Consider the following 22,898-nt stretch of genomic DNA (forward strand, 5'->3'; position numbering starts at 1 on the left):
ATCCCGCGACACCGTCGCCGCCACCATCCAGCGCCTGGCACGCAACGTCCGCCTGGTGTTCGACTACCTGGGCATGACCGAAAATTCCCGCCGTCGGCGGGGACGGCCAGCCACGGCGGGCTAGAACGGATTTGCCGTGCACCCGTGGCGGGCCAGCGTGCGGTGGTGCATGGTGAAGCACCGCGCACGTCTGGAGCGGGCAGAAAAGCTCGGGGTTGCGGCGGTCCAGTGGGTGCAGGGACAACCGCTGAACCAGGTGGCGGCGAGCCTGGGGGTGGCACGCAGTACGCTGCGCGGCTGGCGCGCGGCGGTGCCGTTGGCGGGGCTGCCGGCGGAGGTGCGGCGTGCCTGGCGACCCCGGCGGGGGTGCGGTGGCTGCACCAGCTGGTGGTGGTGATGCATCTGATTGTGATCGAATGTGACGAACTGTGGTCGTTTGTTGGAAATAAGTATGACAAACAATGGGTTTGGCTTGCAATTGACCGAGAGACCCGCGAGATTGTTGGTGCCTACATCGGTCGCCGCGACGCAGAGGCTGCCCAGGGCCTTTGGGCATCGCTGCCCGAAGTTTATCAGGAAAGCGCCGTGAGCTATACCGATTTCTGGGGTGCGTATAAGTCGGCAATTCCGCAAGATCGCCACCACGCTGTGGGCAAAGAGTCGGGGCAGACTAATCATATTGAACGCTTCAATTGCACGATCAGGCAACGCGCGTCCAGGCTTGTGAGAAAAGCGCTGTCATTCTCGAAGAAACTAGCAAATCACATTGGCGCGATCTGGTACTTTATTCACTACTACAATGCGGCACGGCCCGTTAACCAAGTGCCTTAAAGCATATAGATTGCAGTACTACCCCCGCAGTTGATCTCGCTCGGCGAGGCACTGCTGCTCAACCCCCACGGCGGGGCCGTGGCGGTGTGGTCCTCCGGCGGCTATTCCTACGACAGTAGCGCCGCAACGCTGAACGGCGCCTTCCTCGACGCCGCCCTCGGGTCAGGCGCCGAACGCCTCGGCGATGCGATTCAGGCGGCGCTCGGCAACGCCGCGCAGTCCTACGGTCCCGCGCCAGCGGCCGCGGTCTATAACCTGCTGGGGGATCCGGCGACCCTTAACCGGCTGCACTGAGCCGGTATCCGGTCATGGGCCATCGCCACCTGATGGGTCGCGGTTTTCCGCCCGGCACCAAGTCGCTGGCGGGCATGGCCGAACGCGAGCGTCACCCACCTGTCACCGCGCGCCGCAGCAGCGGCTCCACCAGGTCCAGCGGCAGCGGGAAGACAATGGTCGAGCTCTTATCCCCGGCAATGGCGGTGAGGGTCTCCAGGTAGCGCAACTGAATCGCCTGGGGCTGCCGGGCCAGGATGGCGGCGGCCTCGGCCAGCTTCTCGGCCGCCTGCATCTCGCCCTCGGCGTGGATCACCTTGGCCCGGCGCGAGCGCTCCGCCTCGGCCTGGCGGGCGATGGCGCGGATCATCGACTCGTCCAGGTCCACCCGCTTGATCTCCACATTGGCGACCTTGATCCCCCAGGCGTCGGTCTGCGAATCGAGGATATTGCGAATGGCGGCGTTGAGCTTCTCGCGCTCGGCCAGCATCTGATCGAGGTCGTGCTGGCCCAGTACCGAGCGCAGCGTGGTCTGGGCGAGCTGACTGGTCGCCATCTCGAAGTCTTCGACTTGAATGACGGCGCGCTCCGGGTCCATCACCCGGTAATACATCACCGCATTGACCTTCACCGAGACATTGTCGCGGGAGATCACGTCCTGGGGCGGCACGTCCAGGACCTTTACCCGCAGGTCCACCTTGACCATCTTCTGAAAGCCGGGGATGAGCAGGATGATCCCCGGCCCCTTGACCCCGGTAAAGCGCCCCAGGGTGAAGACCACCGCGCGCTCATATTCGCGCAGGATCTTGACCATCGAGAGGGCCAGCAAGGCGATGAGGATCAACGCAACAAAAAAGGCACTCAGCGGCATGATTGGCACTCCTTAGTCGTTTGATTGGGGTTGGGATGACGGGTGCTGCTCGGTCAGGGGTTCTACCGCTAGGATCAGGCCCTCGCGGGCCAGAACCCGGATGGCCGCGCCGGGGGGGATGGCCTGGGGGCTGTAGGCACTCCAAATCTCGCCGTGCAGATGGACGCTGCCCGCCCCCGGGAAGCCGGAGACGGCGGTGCCCGGGGCGCCGATCAATTGCTCGCCGCCGGTCACCACCGGGCGGCGCTGGGCCTTGATCGCCATCCCCACCACCAGCACCAGCAGGACCGCGCTGGCCACCGCGAAACCGATAATCAGCGGGATTGAGATCGCATAACCCGGGGCGTCGGTGTCGATCAGGATCAATGAGCCGATGACGAAGGCGGTCATGCCGCCCACACCGAGCGCGCCGAAGCTCGGCACGAAGGCCTCAGCGATCATCAACCCCAACCCGAGCCCGATCAGGGCCAGCCCGGCCCAACTCACCGGCAGCAGTTGGAAGGCATAGAGTGCCAGCAGCAGACAGATCGCCCCCACCGTGCCGGGGAGCACGGTGCCGGGGTTGGCGATCTCGTAGACCAGCCCATAAAAGCCGATCAGCAGCAGGATGTAGGCGATGTTGGGGTTGCTGACGACGGCCAGGAAGCGATCGGGCCAGCCCGGGTGGCGCTCGATCAGGGTGATCCCGGCGGTGTCGAGCACCCGTGGCCCGGCGGCGGTCACGACCCGCCGACCGTTCGCCTGGGTCAGCAGGTCGCCCACATCCGGGGCGATCAGGTCGATCGCCTGGAGCTTGAGCGCCGCCTCGGCCGACAGGCTCGCACCCTCGCGCACCGCCCGTTCGGCCCAGTCGGCATTGCGCCCGCGCAACTCGGCCAGGCTCCGCAGGTAGGCGGTGGCGTCATTGACCCGCTTGTGGGTCATGGCGTCGCCGTTCGGTTCAGGCGTCGGCTTGCCGTCAACGGCGGCGGGCGCGGGGGAGGGCGCCGCCCCAGTCAGACCGCCGATCTGCACCGGGGTGGCCGCGCCCAGATTGGTGCCCGGCGCCATGGCCGCGACCTGGCAGGCATAGAGGATATAGGTGCCCGCGCTCGCCGCCCGCGCCCCGCCGGGGGCCACATAGCCGATTACCGGCACCGTGGAGGCGACGATCGACTTGACGATGGCGCGCATCGCGCTGTCGAGCCCGCCCGGGGTGTCGATGCGCAGGACCAGCAGCGGCGCGTCCTGGCGCTGCGCCGCCGTCAGCGCGTCCGCAACAAAGACGGCGGCGGCCGGCCCGATGGCGCCCTCCAGGTCCACCAGCGGGGCCTCGCGGGCGGCGGCGGGGGGCGCCAGGATGGCCAGCAGGATGGCGGCCAGTGCCGGCAGCCAGGGGCGCTTCGATGCGAGCTTCATCAGATCAGTGCCTTACCTGCGTCCGCCAGGTGAGGGTGACGGCTCCCTCGGCCGGGACCTGGACCTGCCAGGAGGCGAGGTTGGACGCCTCTTTGGTGTGCGGCTGACTCTCCTGGGTCATCTTCCAATCCCCTGGGATCTCCTCCAGCACCTTGACCGTGACCGGCTCCGGCCGCGCGTTCTTCAACTCCATGGCGAAGGCGGCCTCGTAGGCATAGTCATAGCGGCCGCTGCCGGAGAGTTTATTGAACTCGGTTTGCTTGCGCCGGGCGGTCACATCGAAGCTCTCGCCGAGCTTCAAGGTGACTGTCTCATTCTTGGGGGTGTGATCGATACGGTCCTCGCCGATGAATTGGGCATTGCCCCGGCTGTCCTTGGAATAGACGCGCACCACACCCTTGGGCAGGGGGATACCCAGGCTCCCGCCCTTATTGATGAAGTTGAGGGTGGAGGCCACCGCGAGCTTGTTCCAGCCATCGGATGACTGGGACTGGTAGGAATAGGGCTGGCCGCGTACCACCAGTTCACGCGTAATCGGCACCCGCGGGGCGGACAGCAGGGCCACCTGTTTGGTCTGGTTGTTGCCGATGTCGGTGGGGCGCGGCAGGGTATAGAGGTGGTATTGGTCCAGCGACTCCTCTTGCGGCATGGGGGCGGCCGCGGGCATCGCCATGGTCCGCATCATCATGGGCGGCGGCGGGGCCGGACGGACCTGATTGACCTCGCCCGCCACCAACTGCACCTGCGCCTGCCGGTAGGCGACGCCGCTGGCGTTGGTGAGTGTGACCCAGCCGCTCAGATCCATGGTCTTGCCGTCGGCGGAGGCATCGGCCACATAGTCCGCCTTCCAGCCCAGCCCGCCGGTGAGATAGGACAGCTCGAAGGTGCCGCCGCCCGCCGCCGGCGAATCCAGGTGCAAGACCAGGGTGGGCTGGTCGCGCAGGTCCGCCGGCAGGTCGGGGAAGGCGAGGTGCCCGGCCACGCCGGTCTCGATGCGGTCGGCATAGCGCAGGACCACGCCGTCGTTGGTGGCGAGCACCGTGGCGTCTTCGGCGGTGCGCGTCCCGGCGTCGTTGGTGCGGATGACCTGGACCTTACGGCCCACATATTTCTTGAGCAGGCTATCGGGGGTGAGCAGGTCGAAGTCGAAGTTCTGCTCCAAGAGGCTGATCGGGAGCTTCCCGGAGGTCTCCGACAGCAGCGCGGTCTCGGGGCGGATCTTGCCGGAGACATTGCGCCAGGCCAGCCGATTCTCGCCCTGGGCGAGGGTGAGTGCGCGCAGGTCCTTCACCAGGGCCAGGTCGTCGTTGTAGATGGTGACGGCCAGGGCGCGCTGGGCCGAGTCGTCGATGCGCTGTTCGGCAACGCTGGCGGCAGTATTGGGGGTGTCCATGGCGGCTCCCGGGTGGGCGATGAGCAGACCGAGCAGGGCGGCGAGCGGGCGCAGGCCCGCGGACCCTGCCGGGGTGTAGACGGGTCGGGACGGTTTGGCGTGCGGCATGGAGGCTCCTGGCATGGGTGTCAGTGTCTAGGGTTCCACAGTGGTGGCCGATCTGGGGAGAATCCACACCAGGCTCGAATGAACGACTGATATTTGGCGCTTGCAGTCGGCGGCCGCGGACTTGCATACTGGGGGCCGCTCTATACTCACTATGCTGTTCAGAGACTGTTCATGCACATCGTCATCGCCAACCTACCGCCGGAGATCACCGCCGAGGGCATCCAGGCCCGTATGCGAGCGCTGGGGACCAATGCGCAGATCACCCTGAACCATGAGGGCGACCCGAGCAAGGTCACCGCGATCATCGATTCCGCGGGCCTGGAACGGACCGCGGCGGACCAGATCGCTTGGCGGATCAATGGTGCGATCTACCAGGGGCGGCGCCTACACGCCTATGTGCCGCTGTTTATGCAGGGTTAAACCACAGCTACATCAAGGGTCGAACGAACGTGATCGCGCACCGCCGCGGTGGTGGCGTCCAGCTCGACACAGCGTGCCTCCCGTTCCAACAAACCCTGTAAGGATGGCGGGGCCGCCGCGGTGCGGCCGATGGCGGCCTGGACCGCCTCGTTGAACTTGGCCGGATGGGCCGTGGCCAGACAGATGGCATCCGGCCGCTCGCGGGCGGCCCACACACCGGTGGCGGTGTGGGGGCAGAGGATGTAGCCGCTGGCCTCGAAGGTGTGGCGGATCTGCTCCAGGGTCTGCGGGTCGGAGACGGCGACGGCTGAAAAATCCTCACGCACCTGCGCCAAGCGCGCCCCGTCGACCGCCAGGCGCCCAGTGCGCTGCAAGTCATCGAGCAGGCCGCGCACCGCTGCGGCGTCGCCGTCGTGCAGAAAATACAGATAGCGCTCGAAGTTGGAGGCGAGCTGGATGTCCATGGCCGGGCTAAGTGTCTGATAGACCGCGCCGGCCTCATAGACCCCGGTGTGGACGAAGCGGCTGATGATGTCGTTGCGGTTGGTCGCGATGATCGGACGGTCGATCGGCAGACCCATGCGCCGGGCGAGATAGCCGGCGAAGACATCGCCGAAGTTGCCGGTGGGCACCGCAAAGCGGACGCGCCGGTCGGGGTCGCCGCCGCTCACCCGGCCCCAGGCATAGAAGTAGTAAACGGTCTGGGCCAGGATGCGCGCCCAGTTGATCGAGTTGACCGCGCCCAGTTGGTACCCGGACTTGAATGGCAGGTCGTTGAACAGGTCCTTGACGATGCGCTGGCCGTCGTCGAAGGTGCCGCGGATGGCGATGTTGTGTACGTTGGCGTCCAGCACCGTGGTCATCTGCCGCTCCTGGATCGGCGAGACGCGGCCCTTGGGGTGGAGGATGAAAATGTTGATCCGCGCCTTGCCCCGCACCCCGTAGATGGCGGCAGAGCCGGTATCGCCCGAGGTGGCGCCGACGATGTTGAGGTGTCCGCCGTCGCGCGCGAGCAGATACTCGAACAGGTTCCCCAGGAACTGTAGGGCCACGTCCTTGAAGGCGGCGGTCGGTCCGTGGAAGAGCTCCAAGACCTTGAGCCCGCCGCTGTCGATCACCGGTGTCACCTCCGGGTGGGTAAAGCCGGCATAGGAGCGCTCGATCAGCGCCCGCAGGTCGTCGCGCGGGATCTCGCCGTCTACGAAGGGGCCGATGACCTCCAGCGCCAAGTCCTTAAAATTCAAGGCCGACCAGGCACGCAGTGTCGCCGGGTCGACCCTTGGGATGCTGGCGGGCACCAGTAGACCGCCGTCGGTGGCGAGCCCCATCAGCACGGCTTGGGCGAAACCGACGGGGTCGACGCGGCCGCGGGTACTTACATAGTTCATATTGAAAAATTCCGGCGACAGCGTCTAAACGGGCGATGGAAGGGGGACGGACGAATCCGCCAGTGTAAAAGGAGCGCCGGGGCTTGGCAAAACCCACTTACCCACACGCAACGGCAGGGACAACCGGTGCATCCCCCGGCCCCGCACGGCGTTGGCCGGTCGGCAGCAGCGAAAAAGTTTGCCAAGAGCGTTGACACAACTTGCAGCGGGGCAACACAATCGGACTGCCTCGACGCCGCCCGTGGAGCCGCTTGCACCGACACCGCCGGTGCGACTAGCGCCCCTGCGTCTCGCCATCAGTCGCGAGCGCGCGGGGGCGGACGTGGCCGGCGTGCGACACCGGGCTTGCGCAAGGACTGATATGCTACCCAACGGATGAGGAGGACTCCACCGGCGGGACCGCCGGCAAGCCAACAACCTTTTTCCCACACCACAAAGGTACGTCTATGACAACTGACTCGCTCGACGCCATTACGAGCCATCCGCTTTATGCGGAACTCGTATCCAAACGCAAACGCTTTGGCTGGATATTGACCTTCCTGATGATGGTCATCTATTACGGCTTCGTGCTGGTCATTGCCTACAAGAAGGAGTGGCTGGCGATCCCCTTGTACCACGGCTCAATCACCACCGTCGGCATCCCGGTCGGCCTGGCGGTCATCATCTCCGCCTTCCTCCTCACCGGCATTTATGTTTACCGCGCCAACGGTGAGTTCGACGACCTGACCCAGCGCATTCGGGAGAACCTGCAATGAAGCGTCTGTCCCCCTGGGCCATCCTGCTCGCCCTGCTGGTCCCCTTTGCCATCGCCTCGGCCGACGCCCTGACCGGGAGCGTGACCAAGCAACCGCTCAATATGACCGCGGTGATCATGTTCGTGATCTTCGTCGCGATGACGCTCGGCATCACCTACTGGGCCTCCTTGCGCACCCGCACGGCGAGCGATTTCTACACCGCCGGCGGCGGTATCACGGGTTTCCAGAACGGTCTGGCCATCGCCGGCGACTACATGTCGGCGGCCTCCTTCCTGGGTATCTCCGGCCTGGTGTTCTTGTCCGGTTATGACGGTCTGATCTATTCCATCGGCTGGCTGGTCGGCTGGCCGGTGATCATGTTCCTGATCGCCGAGCAGATCCGCAACCTCGGCAAGTTCACCTTCGCCGACGTCGCCTCCTACCGCTTCAGTCAGGTGCCGATCCGCTCCATGGCGGCGGTCTCCTCACTGGTGGTCGTGGCCTTCTATCTCATCGCGCAGATGGTCGGTGCCGGCAAGCTGATCCAGCTCCTGTTCGGTCTGGAATATTGGATGGCGGTGGTGATCGTCGGCGCCCTGATGATGATCTATGTGATCTTCGGCGGCATGACTGCGACCACCTGGGTGCAGATCATCAAGGCCGGCCTGTTGCTCTGCGGCGCCACCTTCATGGCCTTCATGGCGCTGGCCCATTTCGGCTTCTCCCCCGAGGAGATGTTCCGTCAGGCGACCACGCACAATGTCAAGGGTCTCGCCATCATGGGCCCCGGCACCCTGATCAAGGACCCGATCAACGCGATCTCCTTGGGTCTGGCGCTGATGTTCGGTACTGCCGGTCTGCCGCACATCCTGATGCGTTTCTTCACCGTGCCGAATGCCAAGGAGGCGCGCAAGTCGGTCTTTTTCGCCACCGGCTTCATCGGCTATTTCTATATCCTGACCTTCATCATCGGCTTCGCCGCCATCACCCTGCTCGCCCAGCACCCGGAGTTCTTCAAGGAAGGCGCCCTGGTCGATGGTATGGTCAAGGACCCCAAGGGTCTGATCGGCGGCACCAATATGGTTGCTATCAAGTTGGCACAGGCGGTGGGCGGCGACATGTTCCTCGGCTTCATCTCGGCCGTGGCCTTCGCCACTATCCTCGCGGTGGTCTCGGGCCTGACCCTGGCCGGCGCCTCGGCGATCAGCCATGACCTCTATGCCAGCGCCATCGCCCGCGGCCGCGTGAACGAGACCACTGAACTGCGGGTGGGCAAGATCGCCACCTTCGTGCTGGGGCTGGTGGCCATCGGGCTGGGGATCGCGTTTGAGAAGCAGAACGTCGCCTTCATGGTGGGCTTGGCCTTCGCCATTGCGGCCAGCGCCAACTTCCCGGTGCTGGTGGCCTCCATCTTCTGGCGCGGCATGACCACCTGGGGTGCCTTCATTGGCGGTTTCGCCGGGCTCATCACCGCGGTGACCCTGACCATCATGACCAAGGCGGTGTGGGGCGATACCCTGGGCCATTTGGGTGCCGACGGCAAGTCGGTGGGCCTGATCACGTTGGACAACCCGGCGATCATCTCGATCCCGGTGGCCTTCATCGGTATCTGGCTGTTCTCGATGCTCGACCGCTCCGAGCGGGCCAACAGTGAGCGGGCGGCCTTCGCGGCGCAGCGCGTGCGTTGCGAGACCGGCATTGGTGCCGAGGGTGCCGCCGGCCATTGATCGCAGGGATGCCGACCCGGGACAGTGAGTCCCGGTGCCACTGCCGCATTGCGGCGGTGGCACCGCCGGTCTAACGCCGAGGCCCGAGATCGCCCAGCGACCTCGGGCCTCGGCGTTTTCAGAGCTAAGAATCTTTGTCCGCAAATGAACGCAAATAAACGCAAATGGCCAAGCAGCAAGCCGCCTACAAGAACGCAGTCAATGCAATAGGACTGAACGAGTTGCGTGTCGGTGTCGACGCAATCTCAGGGAGCCGGCGGTACCACCGGCACACTGCATTCTTAATTTGCGTTCATTCGCGTTCATTTGCGGACACTATTTCCGTTCTCGGTCATAGCGCCCTATTGTTACCCCAGGGGAAACCGCGTGGACGTCGAACTCATTGAAATCCAAGAATTCCTGGCCAGTCACCCACCCTTCGATCAGTTGCCGCCGCAGACCCTCGAGCGCCTGCCCAAGCGGCTGTCGGTGCGCTATCTGCGCCGTGGCAGTGTGTTTCCGCCGGTGGATGTGGATCAGCCCTATCTGTATATCCTGCGGCGTGGCGCGGTGGAGATGCGCGATGACCAGGGCGAATTGGTCTCCAAACTGGCCGAGGGCGACCTCTGCGATATGTCCTGCCGGGCCGGCGAGGGCGGGCCGCTCATGCGGGGCAGCACCGCGGAGGACACGCTCGTCTATTTACTTCCCTGCACCGACCTGACGAGTCTGCGCGAACAGCACGCCGCCTTCGCCGAACACTTCGACCAATCGGTCGCCCACCGACTGCGCCGCGCACTCGACGCGGTGGTCAATGCCCCGGCCACCGGCGCCGGGCTGATGACCTTGCGGGTGGGTAACCTGGTCGGTCGCGCATTGGTAACCGCCACCCCGGAGACCAGCATCCGCGCGGCGGCGCAGATCATGTCGGAGAACCAGGTCTCCTCGCTCCTGATCATGGTGGATGAGCGCCTGGCCGGCTTGATCACCGACCGGGATCTCCGTAACCGCTGCATCGCCGCTGGGCTGCCGACCGACCGACCGGTGCGTGAGATCATGACCGAGCGGTTGCAAACGGTGACCGTGGACTCGCTGGGTTTTGAGGCCCTGCTCACCATGACTCGGCTCAACGTACACCACCTACCGGTGATGTCAGGCAGCGCGGTGGCGGGTATCCTCTCGACGACGGATCTCACCCGTTTTCAAAGCTCCAATGCAGTCTATCTGGTCGGCGATGTGCATAAGGCCAAAGACCTGGACGCGCTCATCCAGATCAGCGCCAAGGTGGGTGAATTACAGGTCCACATGATCAATGGCGGCGCGACCGCGGATCAGGTCGGTCAGGCCATCAGCGCCGTGACCGACGCCATCACTCGGCGCCTGCTGGAGATGGCCGAGGCGCAGCTGGGAACCCCGCCGGTCCCCTATGCCTGGATGGTCGGTGGCTCGCAGGCCCGGCGCGAGCAGTCGTCCTATTCGGATCAGGACAACGCGCTGCTGATCGCCGACCATATGAAGCCGGAGGACGACGCCTACTTTGCCGCGCTCGCCGCCATCGTCAACGACGGACTCAACGCCTGTGGCTATATCTATTGCCCGGGCGAGGTGATGGCCCGCAATCCCGAGTGGCGCCAGCCCCTGCGGATCTGGAAGAAGTATTTCAACACCTGGATTCGGCGCCCGGAACCCATGGCCCTGATGCTCTCCAGCGTCTTTTTCGACCTCCGCCCGGTCTATGATCCGGAGGGGATGTTTGAGGAGATCCACGATCAGGTGCTGAATTTGTCCAAGGCCAACCAGCTCTTCATCGCCTATCTGGCCGCGAATGCCATCAAGAATCGCCCGCCATTGGGGTTCTTCCGCAACTTCGTGCTGATCCAGGGCGGCGACCATGGCCATACCTTCAATATCAAGCACCGCGGGGTGGTGCCGATCATCGACCTGGCCCGGGTCTATGCCCTCTCGAGCGGCGTCACCGAGACCAATACCCTGGGGCGTCTGCGGGCCGCGGCCGGGGTCAACGCACTGAGTAAGGATGGCGCGGCCAATCTGATCGACGCGGCGCAATTCATCGGGACCCTGCGCATGCGCCACCAGGCCCACCAATTGCGCCGCGGCGAGAAGGCGGACAACTTTCTCTCCCCGGAGGAGCTCTCGCCACTGGAGCGCGGACACCTGAAGGACGCCTTTGTTCTGATCAACACCATGCAGGAGTCGCTCGGACACCGTTACCAGACCGGGCGCTTCAACTAACAGCGTGTTCTTAGTACCCTCCTTTCTCGACTGGCGCCGCCGCTTACAGCGGCGTCGCGCCTTACCGGGGCCGCTGCGGGATTACCTCGGCCACCGCCTGCCGCGCACCGACCAGGATTGGCGGGCGGCCGATTATCTGGCCATTGATCTGGAGACCACCGGGCTGGACATCTCCCGGGACCTGATCCTGAGCGTTGGCTATGTCGTGGTGCATGGCAACCGTATCGACCTTGCGAGCGCTCGCCACCGGGTGATACGGATCGACCGGCGAATCCCGGAGGCGAGTGCAGTCATCCACCAGATCACCGACGACCAATCGGCCCGCGGCCTGGAACTGTCCGACGTACTCGCGGAGCTGCTGCCCGTGCTGGCGGGCAAGGTCATGATTGCCCACCACGCCACCATCGAATGCGGTTTTCTGGGCAATGCCTGTCGCCGCCTGTGGCGCGCCGGGCTGCCGGTGCGGGTGGTCGACACCCAGGTGGTGGCACACCGGACTTTTGAGCGGCGACAGACCGCTTTCAAGGCCTCGGATCTGCGCCTGCACTCGCTCGGCGAACGCTACAACCTGCCGCGCTATGGCGCTCACAACGCCTTGAGCGACGCGCTGGCCGCCGCCGAACTCTTCCTTGCCCAGGCCGCCTATCGGGAAACGCAGGACTGGCTGCCGCTCAAGCGGTTCCTGTGGTGAGCGCAACAACAAGGACCACCGACAGTTCATGCACTCAAGGCGGCGTTCTCCGGTACCGACCACTTCGAGGCGATGGCTTTCCTCGTGGTGTTACCACAGACTGACTGTTAAGGATTAGATTACGATGAGCTTCAGAACCGCCGAACCTGCCCTGAAAGACGTATTGGATTCGATTGCCAGGGGCGATACCCAGTTACCGGATTTCCAGCGTAGCTGGGTCTGGGATGACAACCATATCGCTTCGCTGATTGCGAGTCTGTCTCTGTCCTACCCAATTGGGGCCGTGATGTTTCTGGAGGCCGGTGGGGTACCTTTCAAACCCCGGCTCTTCGCCGGCGTCAAACTCGAACCCCAGCCGAAACCAAGAATGCTGGTCCTAGACGGCCAGCAACGTTTGACGTCGATGTACCTGGCCCTGCGTAGCGGTCAGCCGGTTAACACCAAGACCGATAAGGGACTTGAAATTCAGCGTGTCTATTTTCTGGACATGGAGAAGTGCCTCGATCCACACGAGGATCGTGAGGAAGCGGTCATTTCGGTCCCCGCGACGCTGCAGGTCACAACGGATTTCGGCCGTAAAGTGGAATTCGATATCAGCACCCCCGCACTGCAGTACGAAAAACGGGTTTTCCCCGTGGCACTAATGTTTGACACCCAGAAGTTCATGGACTGGAGGATGGGTTACACCGCCCACCATGTGAACGATCCTCAGGCAGCCATTTTTCTGATGCGCTTCGAGCAAGAGGTTTGGCTGCGCTTTCAGCAGTTCAAAGTCCCCGCCATCGAGTTGACAGCCGATACCCCGCGGGAGGCCGTTTGCCAGGTTTTCGAGAAGGTCAATACGGGTGGCGTCACACTTACAGTGTTTGAGCTGATGACGGCGACATTCGCCGCAAACAATTTCAATCTCCGAGAGGATTGGGATGTGAGACGGCAGCGTCTTTCCTCAAAGTACGATGTCTTGGAGGCACTGGACGGAACTACCTTTCTCACCGCGATAACCTTGCTCGCCAGTTATCAGCGGCACCTTACCGCCAATCCCAAGTCGCCGGTGTCCTGTAAGCGCGCCGATGTGTTACGCCTTCAGCTCCCCATATTCCAACAGCTCGAAGGCAAACTGGAGCTAGGCTTTGGACGGGCTGCTGAACTGCTCGCAGAAGAGAAGATTTTCGATAACAAGAGCTTGCCCTATGCCACCCAAATGATTCCGCTCGCCGCAATCTGCGCTCTGCTTGGCAACAAGATCGACCAGCATGGAGTGAAGCAGAAATTGTTGCGCTGGTACTGGAGCGGCGTGTTTGGCGAACTCTACGGGGGCGCCAATGAGACTCGCTTTGCGATGGACTTGCCCGAGGTTGTTGAGTGGGTCGCGGGCGGCAACGAGCCCCGCACCATTCGGGATGCCAACTTCGCGCCCACCCGTCTGCTTTCTTTGCAGTCCAGGCTTGCAGCCGCCTACAAGGGCTTGGCGGCCCTCCTAATGAAGCATGGCAGTAAGGATTTTGTTAGTGGGACGCCGATCGATCTCAATACCTATTTTAACAATGCGGTCGACATTCACCACATCTTTCCGCGCGTGTGGTGCGAAGCCAACAAGCTCCCCCGGGAAAAGTGGAACAGCGTCATTAACAAGGCACCGCTCGCTGCCGGTACGAATCGCTTCATCAGCGGCGATGCCCCCAGCAAGTATCTTGTGCGCATCGAGAAGCATAGGCAGGTCGACCAAGCATCGCTCGATGGCTTTTTGGAGACCCACGCAATCCCTGTGGTGGACCTGCGTGGAGACCAGTTCGACGCATTTGTTAGGGAACGGGCGAAGCGGCTGTTAGGGCTGATCGAGGCCGCAACCGGGAAGAAAGTTTCGGGCCGTGACAGCGAAGAGACAGTGCATGCCTTCGGCGGCGCGCTCGTCTGATAAGCGTTGCATGAGCCCCGTCGAGCTGATCGCGGCTATAGACGTGCCTGCGGAGTGCCGGGCGAGTCACCGTGCACTCTCTTTAAGAAAAGGATCGGCCAGTGAGAAACGAGACTCATAATGCGAACAGCTGAGGACCTGCTGCAGGAACTGTGCTCGGTTGACGAGTCTCATCACATTGAGGCCAAGCGCGCGAGCCAGATCGACCGCTCGGTGCTGGAAACTGTCTGCGCCTTCGCCAATGAACCCGGCCTGGGCGGCGGTTATCTGCTGCTGGGGCTGGTGCGAGACGAACAAGACCTCTTCGGTAATGCCTACCGAGTCGAGGGCGTCGTCAATCCTGATAAGCTCCAGTCCGACCTGGCCAGTCAGTGTGCGACAACGCTCAACCGTCCGGTCAGGCCGCGCGTGTCAGTGGAACAGCTGGAGGGGAAAACCGTCATCGTGGCCTATGTAGCCGAGGCCGCGCCAACCGAAAAACCCATCTACCTGACCAGTCTCGGCCTGCCGCGCGGGGCCTTCCGGCGCGTCGGTTCCACGGACCAGGAAGGCTCAGAGGACGACCTGATCGCCCTCTACACCGGCCACCAGGTCGACACCTATGACGGGGCTATCCTGCACGATGTGGACCTCTCCGACATCGACCCCGCTGCGCTGGACGACTACCGACAACAGCGACGCCAAATCAACCCGGATGCGGAAGAGCTCGCCTGGTCGGATGAGGACCTCTTGCGTGCACTCGGCTGCGCGCAGCGCGACCAAGGCCAGCTCAAGCCCACGGTGGCCGGCATCCTGCTGTTCGGCACCGTCATGGCCTTGCGCCGCTGCTTCCCGATGATGCGCATCGACTACATCCGCGTGCCGGGGCGGCAGTGGGTCGAGAACCCCGACCACCGCTTCGACACTCTGGAGATCCGTGCCCCGGTGTTCACCGCCATTCGCCGTGCCACCAACACGGTCCGGGACGAACTACTGCAATCCTTTTCCTTGCCCGAGGGGGCGCTGGCGCGCGAGGACGAACCGACGCTGCCCATGCGGGTGATCCGCGAGGCGGTCGTCAACGCCGTGATGCATCGAAGCTACCGCATCCACGGCGCGACCCAGATCATCCGCTACGCCAACCGGCTGGAAATCCGTAACCCCGGCCACTCCATCAAGGCCGAAGAGCAGCTGGGCGAGCCCGGCTCCGAAACCCGCAACCCGCGAATCGCCGCCGTGTTGCACGAGGTCAACATCGCCGAGACCAAGGGCAGCGGCATCCGCGCCATGCGCGAGCTGATGCTGGCCAACGGCCTGCTGCCCCCCACCTTCGAGTCGACCCGCCGCCCCGACCAATTTGTCGCCACCTTCCTGTTTCACCACTTCCTGGGTCCGGACGATCTGGCCTGGTTGGGCCGCTTGACGCGCGAAGTCCTGAGCGACGAGGAGGCCCGCGCCCTGGTCTTCGTGCGGGAGTTGGGGGCCATCGACAACGCGGCGTATCGCGGGATCAACCGCACGGACACCCTCAGCGCCTCTGTACACCTGCGCCGGCTGCGCGATCTGGGTCTGCTGGACATGAAGGGCGGCGGTAGCCGGACCTACTATGTGTCAAGCTTGGCGTTTGCGGCGAGCCTGTCCGCCGCCGCAGCGCCCGAGAGCAGCCCGCCCGGGGATAATGGGCACCAGCCAGAACAAAATAGTCACCACCCCACCCAGAATAGTCACCAGCCCCTGGTGACTATCCCCGAGGCGTTACAGGCCCGCGTCCCCGCTCCCGGGACCAAACCGCGGCGCGAGGTTATACGCGCCTTGATCCTGGACCTCTGCCGGTCGCGCGGCCTGAGCGCCCGGGAACTGGCAGCCATCCTGGGCCGTCAGGAGCACAAGCCGCTCGTGCGGGATTACCTCAGCCCCATGGTGGCCGAGGGTCTGCTGGCCTACACCATCCCGGAGATGGAGAACCATCCAGATCAACGCTATACCGTACCAGGCCCGATTGACTAACCACCCGCCGGGACGCGCGACACGAACCAATCGGCCTTGGAGTATTGGAGATAACCAACAGATGCAACACATCGACGCGAACAGCCCTGAATCTCACTCCGCTGACTTGCCGGCGGAGAACATCGAGCGCCTCAAGGCCCTGTTCCCGGAACTGCTCACCGAAGGACCGAACGGCGTGGCGGTCAACGTCGACGTACTCAAGTCATTGGTGGGTGACCAGACCGTGACGGATGCTGAGGAGAAATACGGGCTCAACTGGCACGGCAAGCGCCGCGCCCGCCAGCTTGCACTCACCCCCAGCACCGGCACCCTGCGCCCCTGCCCCGAGGAAAGCCTGGACTGGGACACCACCCAGAACCTGATGATCGAGGGCGACAATCTGGAGGTGCTCAAGCTCCTGCAGAAAAGCTATGCGGGCAAGGTCAAGCTCATCTATATCGACCCACCGTACAATACCGGCAATGACTTTGTGTACCCGGACGACTTCCGGGACAACATTCGCAATTACCTGGAATTGACTGCGCAGGTCGCAGGCGGCGCCAAGATTAGCAGTAATACCGAAGCCAGCGGCCGATTTCATACCGATTGGCTCAATATGATGTATCCGCGAATTAAGCTGGCCTGGAACCTGCTGAAGGGCGATGGGTTCTTCTTGATCAGCCTCGACGATCATGAGTTCGGACACCTAAGAGCAGTTCTGAATGAACTTTGTGGCGAAGAGAATTTTATCGCCACGCTTGTTTTTGATAGAAACAGGAAGAACGATGCCAAGCTTGTTTCCGTCGGCCATGAGTACATGGTGCTTTATGCCAAGAACAAGCAGTTTTTGACTGAACTCGACGTTCGCCTGCGTGCCCCAAAAGACGGCGTCGATGAAATGCGAGACCTCTTTGCCGAGCTTCGTCATAAACATGGAGATGAATGGGAGGCAATCTCAACGCGGTTGAAGGAACACTACGCGGGATTCAGTGATGATGACCCCCGCCTTCCGCTTGCGCGCTTCTCAAAGGTTGACGAACGCGGACCTTACCGGGATGATGGAGATCCGAGCTGGCCGGGAGGGGGAGGGCCACGTTACGACGTATTTCACCCGGTGACCGGCTTGCCATGCGCGGTCCCGAGTCGGGGCTGGGTTTGGCCCACCTATGACCGCATGAAACAAGAGATCGACGCCGGGAATATCATATTTGGTCAAGACGAAAAGCGAATCCCATCAATTAGAAGAAATCTGTTCGAGAAGGACGAGCAAGTCCTGCGGAGCGTGATTTTTAGCTATGCCCAGAAAGCGACCCAAGAGTTTGTCGCGCTATTCGATGGAAAGCCTGTCTTCCAAAACGCAAAAAGCTACCGTGACCTCCATCGGTTGGCAACGTATCTCACGGAACCCGGTGATTTAATACTGGACTTCTTCGCGGGCTCAGGCACCACCGGCCATGGCATTATGCTGGCGAATACAGAAGCTACGGCCGCCCGGCGTTTCATCCTCATCCAATTTCCGGAACCACTAGCATCAGAAAACAAGAATCAGCGGGCGGCCTGCGAATTTTGTGACGAGATAGAGAAGCCACGCAATATCTCAGAGATTACTAAGGAGCGTTTACGCCGAGCCGCCGCTAAGGTCAAGGCCGAATCTCCGTTGTTCGCGGGCGGCACCGGTTTCCGCGTGTTTAAACTCGACACATCCAACATCCGCGCCTGGAACCCAAATCCCACAGATCTGGAAGCCGACCTATTGTCGCACCTGGACCACTTGGTCGAGGGTCGCACCGAATCCGATATTCTGTACGAGTTGTTGCTCAAACTGGGGCTTGACCTGTGCGTGCCGATCGAAACCAAGACCATTGATCCGCAGATGACGCAGATTAACGCAGATAAAGACACGGAATTAATGCCTTATCATCTGCGAACATCTGCGTCATCTGCGGATAAGACGGCCTTGCGTATCTACTCCGTCGGCGGTGGCGTGCTGATGGCGTGCCTGGCCGAGAAGATCGTGCAAGACCAGGTGGAACCCCTGGCACAGGCCATCGTCGAGTGGCACCAGACCCTGGCCCCGGCCGGGGACACGACCTGCGTCTTCCGCGACAGCGCCTTCGCCGACGACGTGGCCAAGACCAACCTCAGCGCCATCCTTGAACAGCATGGCATTCAGAACGTGCGCAGCCTGTGACCATGGCACCCCCAATGCAGCCCAAGCTGTACCACATTGCCCATGTGGACCGGCTACCTTCTATCGTGGCGGACGGCTGCCTGTGGTGCGATGCAGAGGTGGTCCGTCGCACGCCGGCCGGCACCACGATTGGTATGAGCAACATCAAGCAACGACGCCTGACCACCCTCACCTTAAGCAGCCAGCCGGGCGTGCATGTGGGTGATTGCGTGCCGTTCTATTTCTGCCCGCGCTCGGTCATGCTGTATCTGATCTATCAGGCCAACCATCCCGAACTCGGATACCGCGGCGGCCAAGGCCCGATCATTCACCTGGAGGCCGACCTGCACCAGGTTGTGGCCTGGGCGAATCAGCAAGGGCGGCGCTGGGCCTTCACCCTCTCGAATGCTGGATCGTACTTCTTTGAAGACCGCTGCGATCTTGCGCGTTTAAGCGAAATCGACTGGAATGCAGTTCAGACGCGTAATTGGCAGTCATGCAAGGACGGCAAGCAGGCCGAGTTTCTGCTGGAGCACAGTTTTCCCTGGAATCTCGTCGAACGCATCGGCGTGCATTCCCGCGCGACTTTTCAGCTGGCAACCAATGCCCTGCCCGTCAATGGCCATCGGCCAGCGGTCGATATTCGTACCGACTGGTACTACTGAAAGAGGAGGTGTCAGCCATGATCGACTTCACAAGCGGCGACATCCTGAACGATGAATCCGAAGCGCTCATCAATACCGTGAACTGCGTGGGCGTGATGGGTCGCGGCATCGCGTTGCAGTTCAAGCGCGTCTATCCGGAGAACTTCGATGCTTACGCCGCGGCTTGCAAGCGGGGCGAGGTACAACCCGGACAGATGTTTTTCTTCGAGACCGGCCGGCTTACCGCACCGCGCTACATCATCAACTTCCCGACCAAACGTCATTGGCGCGGCAAGAGCCGGATCGAGGACATTGAGGCAGGGCTCAAAGCGTTAGTTACGTTGATCCAGGAGAAGCAGATTCGCTCCATCGCGATTCCGCCCCTTGGCAGCGGGCTTGGCGGTCTTGATTGGGCCGATGTCAGGCCGCGTATCGAAGCGGCTTTGAATCGACTCCCTGACGTTCATGTCGCCATCTACGAGCCCAAAGGCGCGCCAGCTTCAGAGGTCATGGCCCGCAACCGCGAGGTACCAAAGATGACTCCAGGACGGGCCGCGCTGGTGGAGTTGATGAATCGCTATCTGGCAGGCCTGCTTGATCCCTTTGTGACCCTGCTGGAAGTGCACAAGCTGATGTACTTTATGCAAGGCGCTGGCGAGCCGCTGCGGCTCACGTTCAAGCAGGCACCGTATGGCCCCTATGCCGAGAATCTACGCCATGTGCTGCACGCCATTGAGGGGCATCTGACGGTGGGTTATGCGGATGGCGGCGACGCACCGGACAAGCCGCTTAGCTTGGTACCGGGCGCCGTTGAAGACGCGACGCGGTTCTTGTCAGCTCATGCCGACACCCGTGTGCGCTTCGACCGGGTTGCGTCACTGGTGGAGGGCTTCGAGTCCCCCTTTGGACTCGATCTACTGTCCACAGTGCATTGGGTCGTAACACAGATGCCAGTGTCAACAATCGACGACATTGTCGAGCGTACTTACGCCTGGAACGCACGCAAACGGCAGTTCACGCCGCGACAGATCGGAATCGCCGTTCAGGTTCTGTCGAACCAGGGTTGGATTTCTCAACCCATCAGGGGCGTGCAAGCGTGAAACTGCACTTTGAACCCAACCTGGATTTCCAGCTGCAGGCCATCGAAGCGGTCTGCGACCTATTCCGCGGCCAGGAGGTCTGCCGAACCGAATTCACCGTCACCATGAAGGGGGCGCCGCCGGCCGATGCGGATTCACTGTTGCCTGGCACGCTTTCTGAGCAGCTGACGCTCGGCATCGCGGAGTCGGACCTGGGCATCGGTAACCGTTTGACCCTGTTGGACGATGAGCTGTTGGAAAACCTGCACGCGATCCAGCTTCGCGGCGGTCTTCGACCCTCTACGTCACTGGCTTCGGGCGACTTCACGGTGGAGATGGAGACGGGGACCGGCAAGACGTACGTCTACCTGCGAACCATCTTTGAGCTGAACAAGCGCTATGGCTTCGCCAAGTTCGTGATTGTCGTCCCGTCGGTGGCGATCAAAGAGGGGGTCTACAAGACCCTTGAGATTACACAGGAACACTTCAAGGGGCTGTATGCCGGCACGCCCTACGACTACTTCCTCTATGATTCGTCGAAGCTGGGGCCGGTGCGCAACTTCGCCACCAGCTCACAGATTCAGGTCATGATCGTGACCGTGGGGGCCATCAACAAGAAGGACGTCAACAACCTCTACAAGGACAGCGAGAAGACGGGGGGCGAGAGGCCCATCGACTTGATCCGGGCCACGCGGCCTATCCTGATCGTGGATGAACCGCAAAGCGTCGATGGCGGTCTGTCAGGGAAGGGCAAGGAGGCGCTCAACGAGATGAACCCGCTCTGCACCCTGCGCTACTCCGCCACCCACGCCGATAAGCACCACATGGTGTTCCGGCTCGACGCGGTGGACGCCTACGAGCGTAAGCTGGTCAAGCAGATCGAGGTGGCGTCGGCGACCGTAGAAGGGGCGCACAATCGCCCCTTCGTGCGGCTGGTGTCGGTCGGCAATCAGCGCGGTGTCATCAGTGCGCGGGTGGAGCTGGATGTGGCGGCGGGGTCCGGTGTCGCACGGCGCGAGGTCGTCGTTCAGGACGGTGAGGACCTGGAGCAGACGACACGGCGTGCGCTCTACCGGGATTGCCGTATCGGTGAGATTCGCGTCCAGGCGGGCAAGGAGTTCATGGAGCTACGGGTACCGGGTGGAGAACACTTTCTGCTCGTAGGCCAGGCCTGGGGAGACGTGGACCCACTGGCCGTGCAGCGCCAGATGATCCGCCGCACCATCAAGGAGCACCTCGACAAGGAGAAGCGGCTGCGCCCGGAGGGGATCAAGGTCCTGAGCCTATTCTTTATCGACGCGGTGGACCGCTATCGGCAGTTCGACGCGGACGGTAACCCAGGCAAAGGCGCCTATGCACGCATCTTTGAGGAGGAGTACCAGCGACTTGCCCGGCACCCCGACTACAGCAGCCTGTTCGAGGAAGTGGACCTCAGTCACACAGCCGAGGAGGTGCATGGGGGCTATTTCTCGATCGACAAGAAGAAGGTGGGCGGCAAGTCGGTCGAGGTCCTTAAGAATACGCGCGGCGACACCCAGGCCGACAACGACACCTACACGCTGATCATGCGCGACAAGGAGCGGCTACTGAGCATGGAGACGCCGCTCAAATTCATCTTCTCGCATTCGGCGCTACGGGAGGGTTGGGACAATCCCAACGTGTTCCAGATCTGCACCTTGCGCGACATCCAGACGGAACGCGAGCGGCGACAGACCATCGGCCGGGGCCTGCGACTGTGTGTCAACCAGGCTGGCCAGCGCGTGCGTGGCTTCGACGTCAACACCCTGACCGTGGTGGCGACCGAGAGCTTTGAGGAGTTCGCCGAGAACCTCCAGAAAGAGATCGAGCAGGACACCGGAATCCGCTTTGGTATCGTGGAGCGGCATCAGTTCGCGGCGATTTCGGTCACCGGCGAGGATGGCCGGCAGGCGCCGCTGGGCTTCGCGCTGTCTGAGACCCTATGGGAGTACCTGAAGGCACAGGGCTTCATTGATGCCAAGTGTCGGGTCCAGGACGCGCTAAGGAAAGCGCTCAAGGATGGCACCCTTTCGGTGCCCGAGCCCTTCACCCCGCTGCTCGATCAGATCACGACGGTGTTGCGAAAGCTGGCCGGGCGGCTGGAGATCAGGAACGCCGACGAGCGCCGGCCAGTCGGTGTGCGCAAAGGGGTATTCCTGAGTCCCGAATTCAAGGCGCTGTGGGACCGCATCAAGCACAAGACGACGTACCGCGTGCAGTTCGACAACGAGAAGCTGATCAACCAGTGTATCGCCGCGGTGCGCGATGGGCCGCCCGTGTTTAAGGCACGCATCCACTGGCGAAAGGCCGATATCGCGATCGGCAAGGCGGGGGTGGCAGCGACCGAGCGCGAGGGCGCCGCAACGGTGTCACCGAACGAGGCCGACATCGAGGTCCCCGACGTGCTTACCGACCTGCAGGACCGCACCCAGCTCACCCGCCGCACCATCCTGCGCATCCTCACCGGCTGCGGACGGCTTGACGACTTCAGGGGCAATCCGCAGCAGTTCATCGAGCTGACCGCGCAGACCATCAACCGATGCAAGCGCCTGGCGGTGGTCGACGGAATAAAGTACCAGCGACTGGGTACGGAGCACTACTTTGCGCAGGAGTTGTTTGAGCAGGAGGAACTGAGCGGATATCTCAAGAACATGCTCAAGGACACCAAGAAGTCAGTGTACGAGCACGTCGTTTTCGACTCGGACACCGAGGCGACCTTTGCCGACCGACTGGAGAAGAACGCCGACGTGAAGCTGTATGCCAAGCTGCCCGGTTGGTTCAAGGTTCCGACCCCGCTGGGGAGTTACAACCCGGACTGGGCGGTGCTGGTCATGGTGGAGGGCGGTGAGCGGTTGTATCTGGTCGTCGAGACCAAGGGCAGTCTGTTTGCGGATGACCTGCGCCGCACCGAGGGCGCCAAGATCGCCTGCGGTAAGGCACACTTCAAGGCGCTGGCGGTCGGCGCGGCGCCGGCGCGCTATCTGGTGGCGCGCTCACTGGATAACCTCTTGGGGTGATGACACCACGACTGCCTTGAGTTC

General features: G+C 62.6%; 17 protein-coding genes and 1 pseudogene. 14 read left to right on the forward strand and 4 right to left on the reverse strand.

Translation table 11 applies throughout. The features are described 5' to 3' along the window. Nucleotides 1–136 precede the first annotated feature (136 nt). The 3 genes and pseudogenes from QZX93_RS10255 (at nucleotide 137) to QZX93_RS10265 (ending at nucleotide 1,125) form a co-directional block, all read left to right on the forward strand. The gene (locus tag QZX93_RS10255; RefSeq protein ID WP_295394587.1) at nucleotides 137–397 is read left to right on the forward strand and encodes a hypothetical protein; all 261 of its coding nucleotides are present in this window, start codon (nucleotides 137–139) and stop codon (nucleotides 395–397) included. Nucleotides 398–405: 8 nt separating this feature from the next. Next, a pseudogene (locus QZX93_RS10260) lies at nucleotides 406–831 on the forward strand (IS1 family transposase); the annotation flags it as partial. Nucleotides 832–861: 30 nt separating this feature from the next. Further along, on the forward strand, nucleotides 862–1,125 hold the full coding sequence (locus tag QZX93_RS10265; protein WP_295392216.1) for a C25 family cysteine peptidase: 264 nt from the start codon (nucleotides 862–864) through the stop codon (nucleotides 1,123–1,125). 91 nt (nucleotides 1,126–1,216) lie between these two features. On the opposite strand, the gene QZX93_RS10270 is transcribed toward QZX93_RS10265, so the two are convergent. The 3 genes from QZX93_RS10270 to QZX93_RS10280 are packed head-to-tail and all read right to left on the reverse strand — an operon-like array spanning nucleotide 1,217 to nucleotide 4,874. Continuing rightward, a complete protein-coding gene (locus QZX93_RS10270; RefSeq protein ID WP_295392218.1) occupies nucleotides 1,217–1,975 on the reverse strand; it encodes a slipin family protein in 759 nt (252 codons plus the stop codon). Nucleotides 1,976–1,987: 12 nt separating this feature from the next. Beyond that, nucleotides 1,988–3,373 (reverse strand): nodulation protein NfeD, encoded by a 1,386-nt coding sequence (locus QZX93_RS10275; protein ID WP_295392220.1) that lies wholly within the window; start codon nucleotides 3,371–3,373, stop codon nucleotides 1,988–1,990. Nucleotides 3,374–3,377: 4 nt separating this feature from the next. Then, complete coding sequence (locus QZX93_RS10280; RefSeq protein ID WP_295392221.1) at nucleotides 3,378–4,874, reverse strand: DUF4139 domain-containing protein; 1,497 nt, start codon at nucleotides 4,872–4,874, stop codon at nucleotides 3,378–3,380. Between the two features lie 171 nt (nucleotides 4,875–5,045). Here QZX93_RS10280 and QZX93_RS10285 point away from each other — a divergent pair, with 171 nt between their 5' ends. After that, nucleotides 5,046–5,294 carry a hypothetical protein gene (locus QZX93_RS10285; protein WP_295392223.1) on the forward strand — a complete coding sequence of 83 codons (249 nt, stop codon included), beginning with the start codon at nucleotides 5,046–5,048 and terminating at the stop codon, nucleotides 5,292–5,294. On the opposite strand, the gene thrC is transcribed toward QZX93_RS10285, so the two are convergent. Next, nucleotides 5,291–6,682 (reverse strand): threonine synthase, encoded by a 1,392-nt coding sequence (thrC, locus tag QZX93_RS10290; RefSeq protein ID WP_295392225.1) that lies wholly within the window; start codon nucleotides 6,680–6,682, stop codon nucleotides 5,291–5,293. The genes QZX93_RS10285 and thrC overlap by 4 nt on opposite strands. A 446-nt stretch (nucleotides 6,683–7,128) precedes the next feature. Between thrC and QZX93_RS10295 the strand changes: the two genes are divergently transcribed. The 10 genes from QZX93_RS10295 to QZX93_RS10340 all read left to right on the forward strand — a co-directional run bounded on the left by QZX93_RS10295 (nucleotide 7,129) and on the right by QZX93_RS10340 (nucleotide 22,874). Next, entirely contained in the window at nucleotides 7,129–7,437 is a 309-nt protein-coding gene (locus QZX93_RS10295) for a DUF485 domain-containing protein (protein ID WP_295392227.1), read from the forward strand. Then, nucleotides 7,434–9,143 carry a cation acetate symporter gene (locus QZX93_RS10300; protein WP_295392229.1) on the forward strand — a complete coding sequence of 570 codons (1,710 nt, stop codon included), beginning with the start codon at nucleotides 7,434–7,436 and terminating at the stop codon, nucleotides 9,141–9,143. Before QZX93_RS10295 ends, QZX93_RS10300 begins: the two co-directional genes overlap by 4 nt. Before the next feature lie 366 nt (nucleotides 9,144–9,509). Beyond that, complete coding sequence (locus QZX93_RS10305; protein WP_295392230.1) at nucleotides 9,510–11,375, forward strand: DUF294 nucleotidyltransferase-like domain-containing protein; 1,866 nt, start codon at nucleotides 9,510–9,512, stop codon at nucleotides 11,373–11,375. 4 nt (nucleotides 11,376–11,379) lie between these two features. Continuing rightward, nucleotides 11,380–12,066, forward strand: a complete 687-nt coding sequence (locus tag QZX93_RS10310) for a 3'-5' exonuclease (RefSeq protein ID WP_295392231.1) — start codon at nucleotides 11,380–11,382, stop codon at nucleotides 12,064–12,066. A gap of 124 nt (nucleotides 12,067–12,190) precedes the next feature. Continuing rightward, nucleotides 12,191–13,981 carry a DUF262 domain-containing protein gene (locus tag QZX93_RS10315; RefSeq protein WP_295392233.1) on the forward strand — a complete coding sequence of 597 codons (1,791 nt, stop codon included), beginning with the start codon at nucleotides 12,191–12,193 and terminating at the stop codon, nucleotides 13,979–13,981. Between the two features lie 120 nt (nucleotides 13,982–14,101). Then, on the forward strand, nucleotides 14,102–15,967 hold the full coding sequence (locus tag QZX93_RS10320; RefSeq protein WP_295392234.1) for an ATP-binding protein: 1,866 nt from the start codon (nucleotides 14,102–14,104) through the stop codon (nucleotides 15,965–15,967). 61 nt (nucleotides 15,968–16,028) lie between these two features. Further along, nucleotides 16,029–18,137, forward strand: coding sequence for a site-specific DNA-methyltransferase (locus tag QZX93_RS10325; RefSeq protein ID WP_295392236.1), 2,109 nt, complete (start codon nucleotides 16,029–16,031; stop codon nucleotides 18,135–18,137). A gap of 14 nt (nucleotides 18,138–18,151) precedes the next feature. Continuing rightward, nucleotides 18,152–18,781 carry a DUF4433 domain-containing protein gene (locus QZX93_RS10330; RefSeq protein ID WP_295392238.1) on the forward strand — a complete coding sequence of 210 codons (630 nt, stop codon included), beginning with the start codon at nucleotides 18,152–18,154 and terminating at the stop codon, nucleotides 18,779–18,781. 17 nt (nucleotides 18,782–18,798) lie between these two features. Further along, nucleotides 18,799–19,860 (forward strand): macro domain-containing protein, encoded by a 1,062-nt coding sequence (locus QZX93_RS10335; RefSeq protein WP_295392240.1) that lies wholly within the window; start codon nucleotides 18,799–18,801, stop codon nucleotides 19,858–19,860. Further along, nucleotides 19,857–22,874 carry a DEAD/DEAH box helicase family protein gene (locus QZX93_RS10340; RefSeq protein WP_295392242.1) on the forward strand — a complete coding sequence of 1,006 codons (3,018 nt, stop codon included), beginning with the start codon at nucleotides 19,857–19,859 and terminating at the stop codon, nucleotides 22,872–22,874. The genes QZX93_RS10335 and QZX93_RS10340 overlap by 4 nt, the downstream gene beginning before the upstream one ends. Nucleotides 22,875–22,898 lie beyond the last annotated feature (24 nt).

Origin of the sequence: uncultured Thiodictyon sp., assembly GCF_903946935.1 — a bacterium.
Lineage (GTDB): Bacteria > Pseudomonadota > Gammaproteobacteria > Chromatiales > Chromatiaceae > Thiodictyon.

What these genes read in the sequence shown, in the direction of transcription:
- QZX93_RS10270 (WP_295392218.1), bottom strand. Translation starts at nt 1,975, where the DNA reads ATGCCGCTGAGTGCCTTTTTTGTTGCGTTGATCCTCATCGCCTTGCTG.
- QZX93_RS10275 (WP_295392220.1), bottom strand. Translation starts at nt 3,373, where the DNA reads ATGAAGCTCGCATCGAAGCGCCCCTGGCTGCCGGCACTGGCCGCCATC.
- QZX93_RS10280 (WP_295392221.1), bottom strand. Translation starts at nt 4,874, where the DNA reads ATGCCGCACGCCAAACCGTCCCGACCCGTCTACACCCCGGCAGGGTCC.
- QZX93_RS10285 (WP_295392223.1), top strand. Translation starts at nt 5,046, where the DNA reads ATGCACATCGTCATCGCCAACCTACCGCCGGAGATCACCGCCGAGGGC.
- thrC (WP_295392225.1), bottom strand. Translation starts at nt 6,682, where the DNA reads ATGAACTATGTAAGTACCCGCGGCCGCGTCGACCCCGTCGGTTTCGCC.
- QZX93_RS10295 (WP_295392227.1), top strand. Translation starts at nt 7,129, where the DNA reads ATGACAACTGACTCGCTCGACGCCATTACGAGCCATCCGCTTTATGCG.
- QZX93_RS10300 (WP_295392229.1), top strand. Translation starts at nt 7,434, where the DNA reads ATGAAGCGTCTGTCCCCCTGGGCCATCCTGCTCGCCCTGCTGGTCCCC.
- QZX93_RS10315 (WP_295392233.1), top strand. Translation starts at nt 12,191, where the DNA reads ATGAGCTTCAGAACCGCCGAACCTGCCCTGAAAGACGTATTGGATTCG.
- QZX93_RS10320 (WP_295392234.1), top strand. Translation starts at nt 14,102, where the DNA reads ATGCGAACAGCTGAGGACCTGCTGCAGGAACTGTGCTCGGTTGACGAG.
- QZX93_RS10325 (WP_295392236.1), top strand. Translation starts at nt 16,029, where the DNA reads ATGCAACACATCGACGCGAACAGCCCTGAATCTCACTCCGCTGACTTG.
- QZX93_RS10330 (WP_295392238.1), top strand. Translation starts at nt 18,152, where the DNA reads ATGCAGCCCAAGCTGTACCACATTGCCCATGTGGACCGGCTACCTTCT.
- QZX93_RS10335 (WP_295392240.1), top strand. Translation starts at nt 18,799, where the DNA reads ATGATCGACTTCACAAGCGGCGACATCCTGAACGATGAATCCGAAGCG.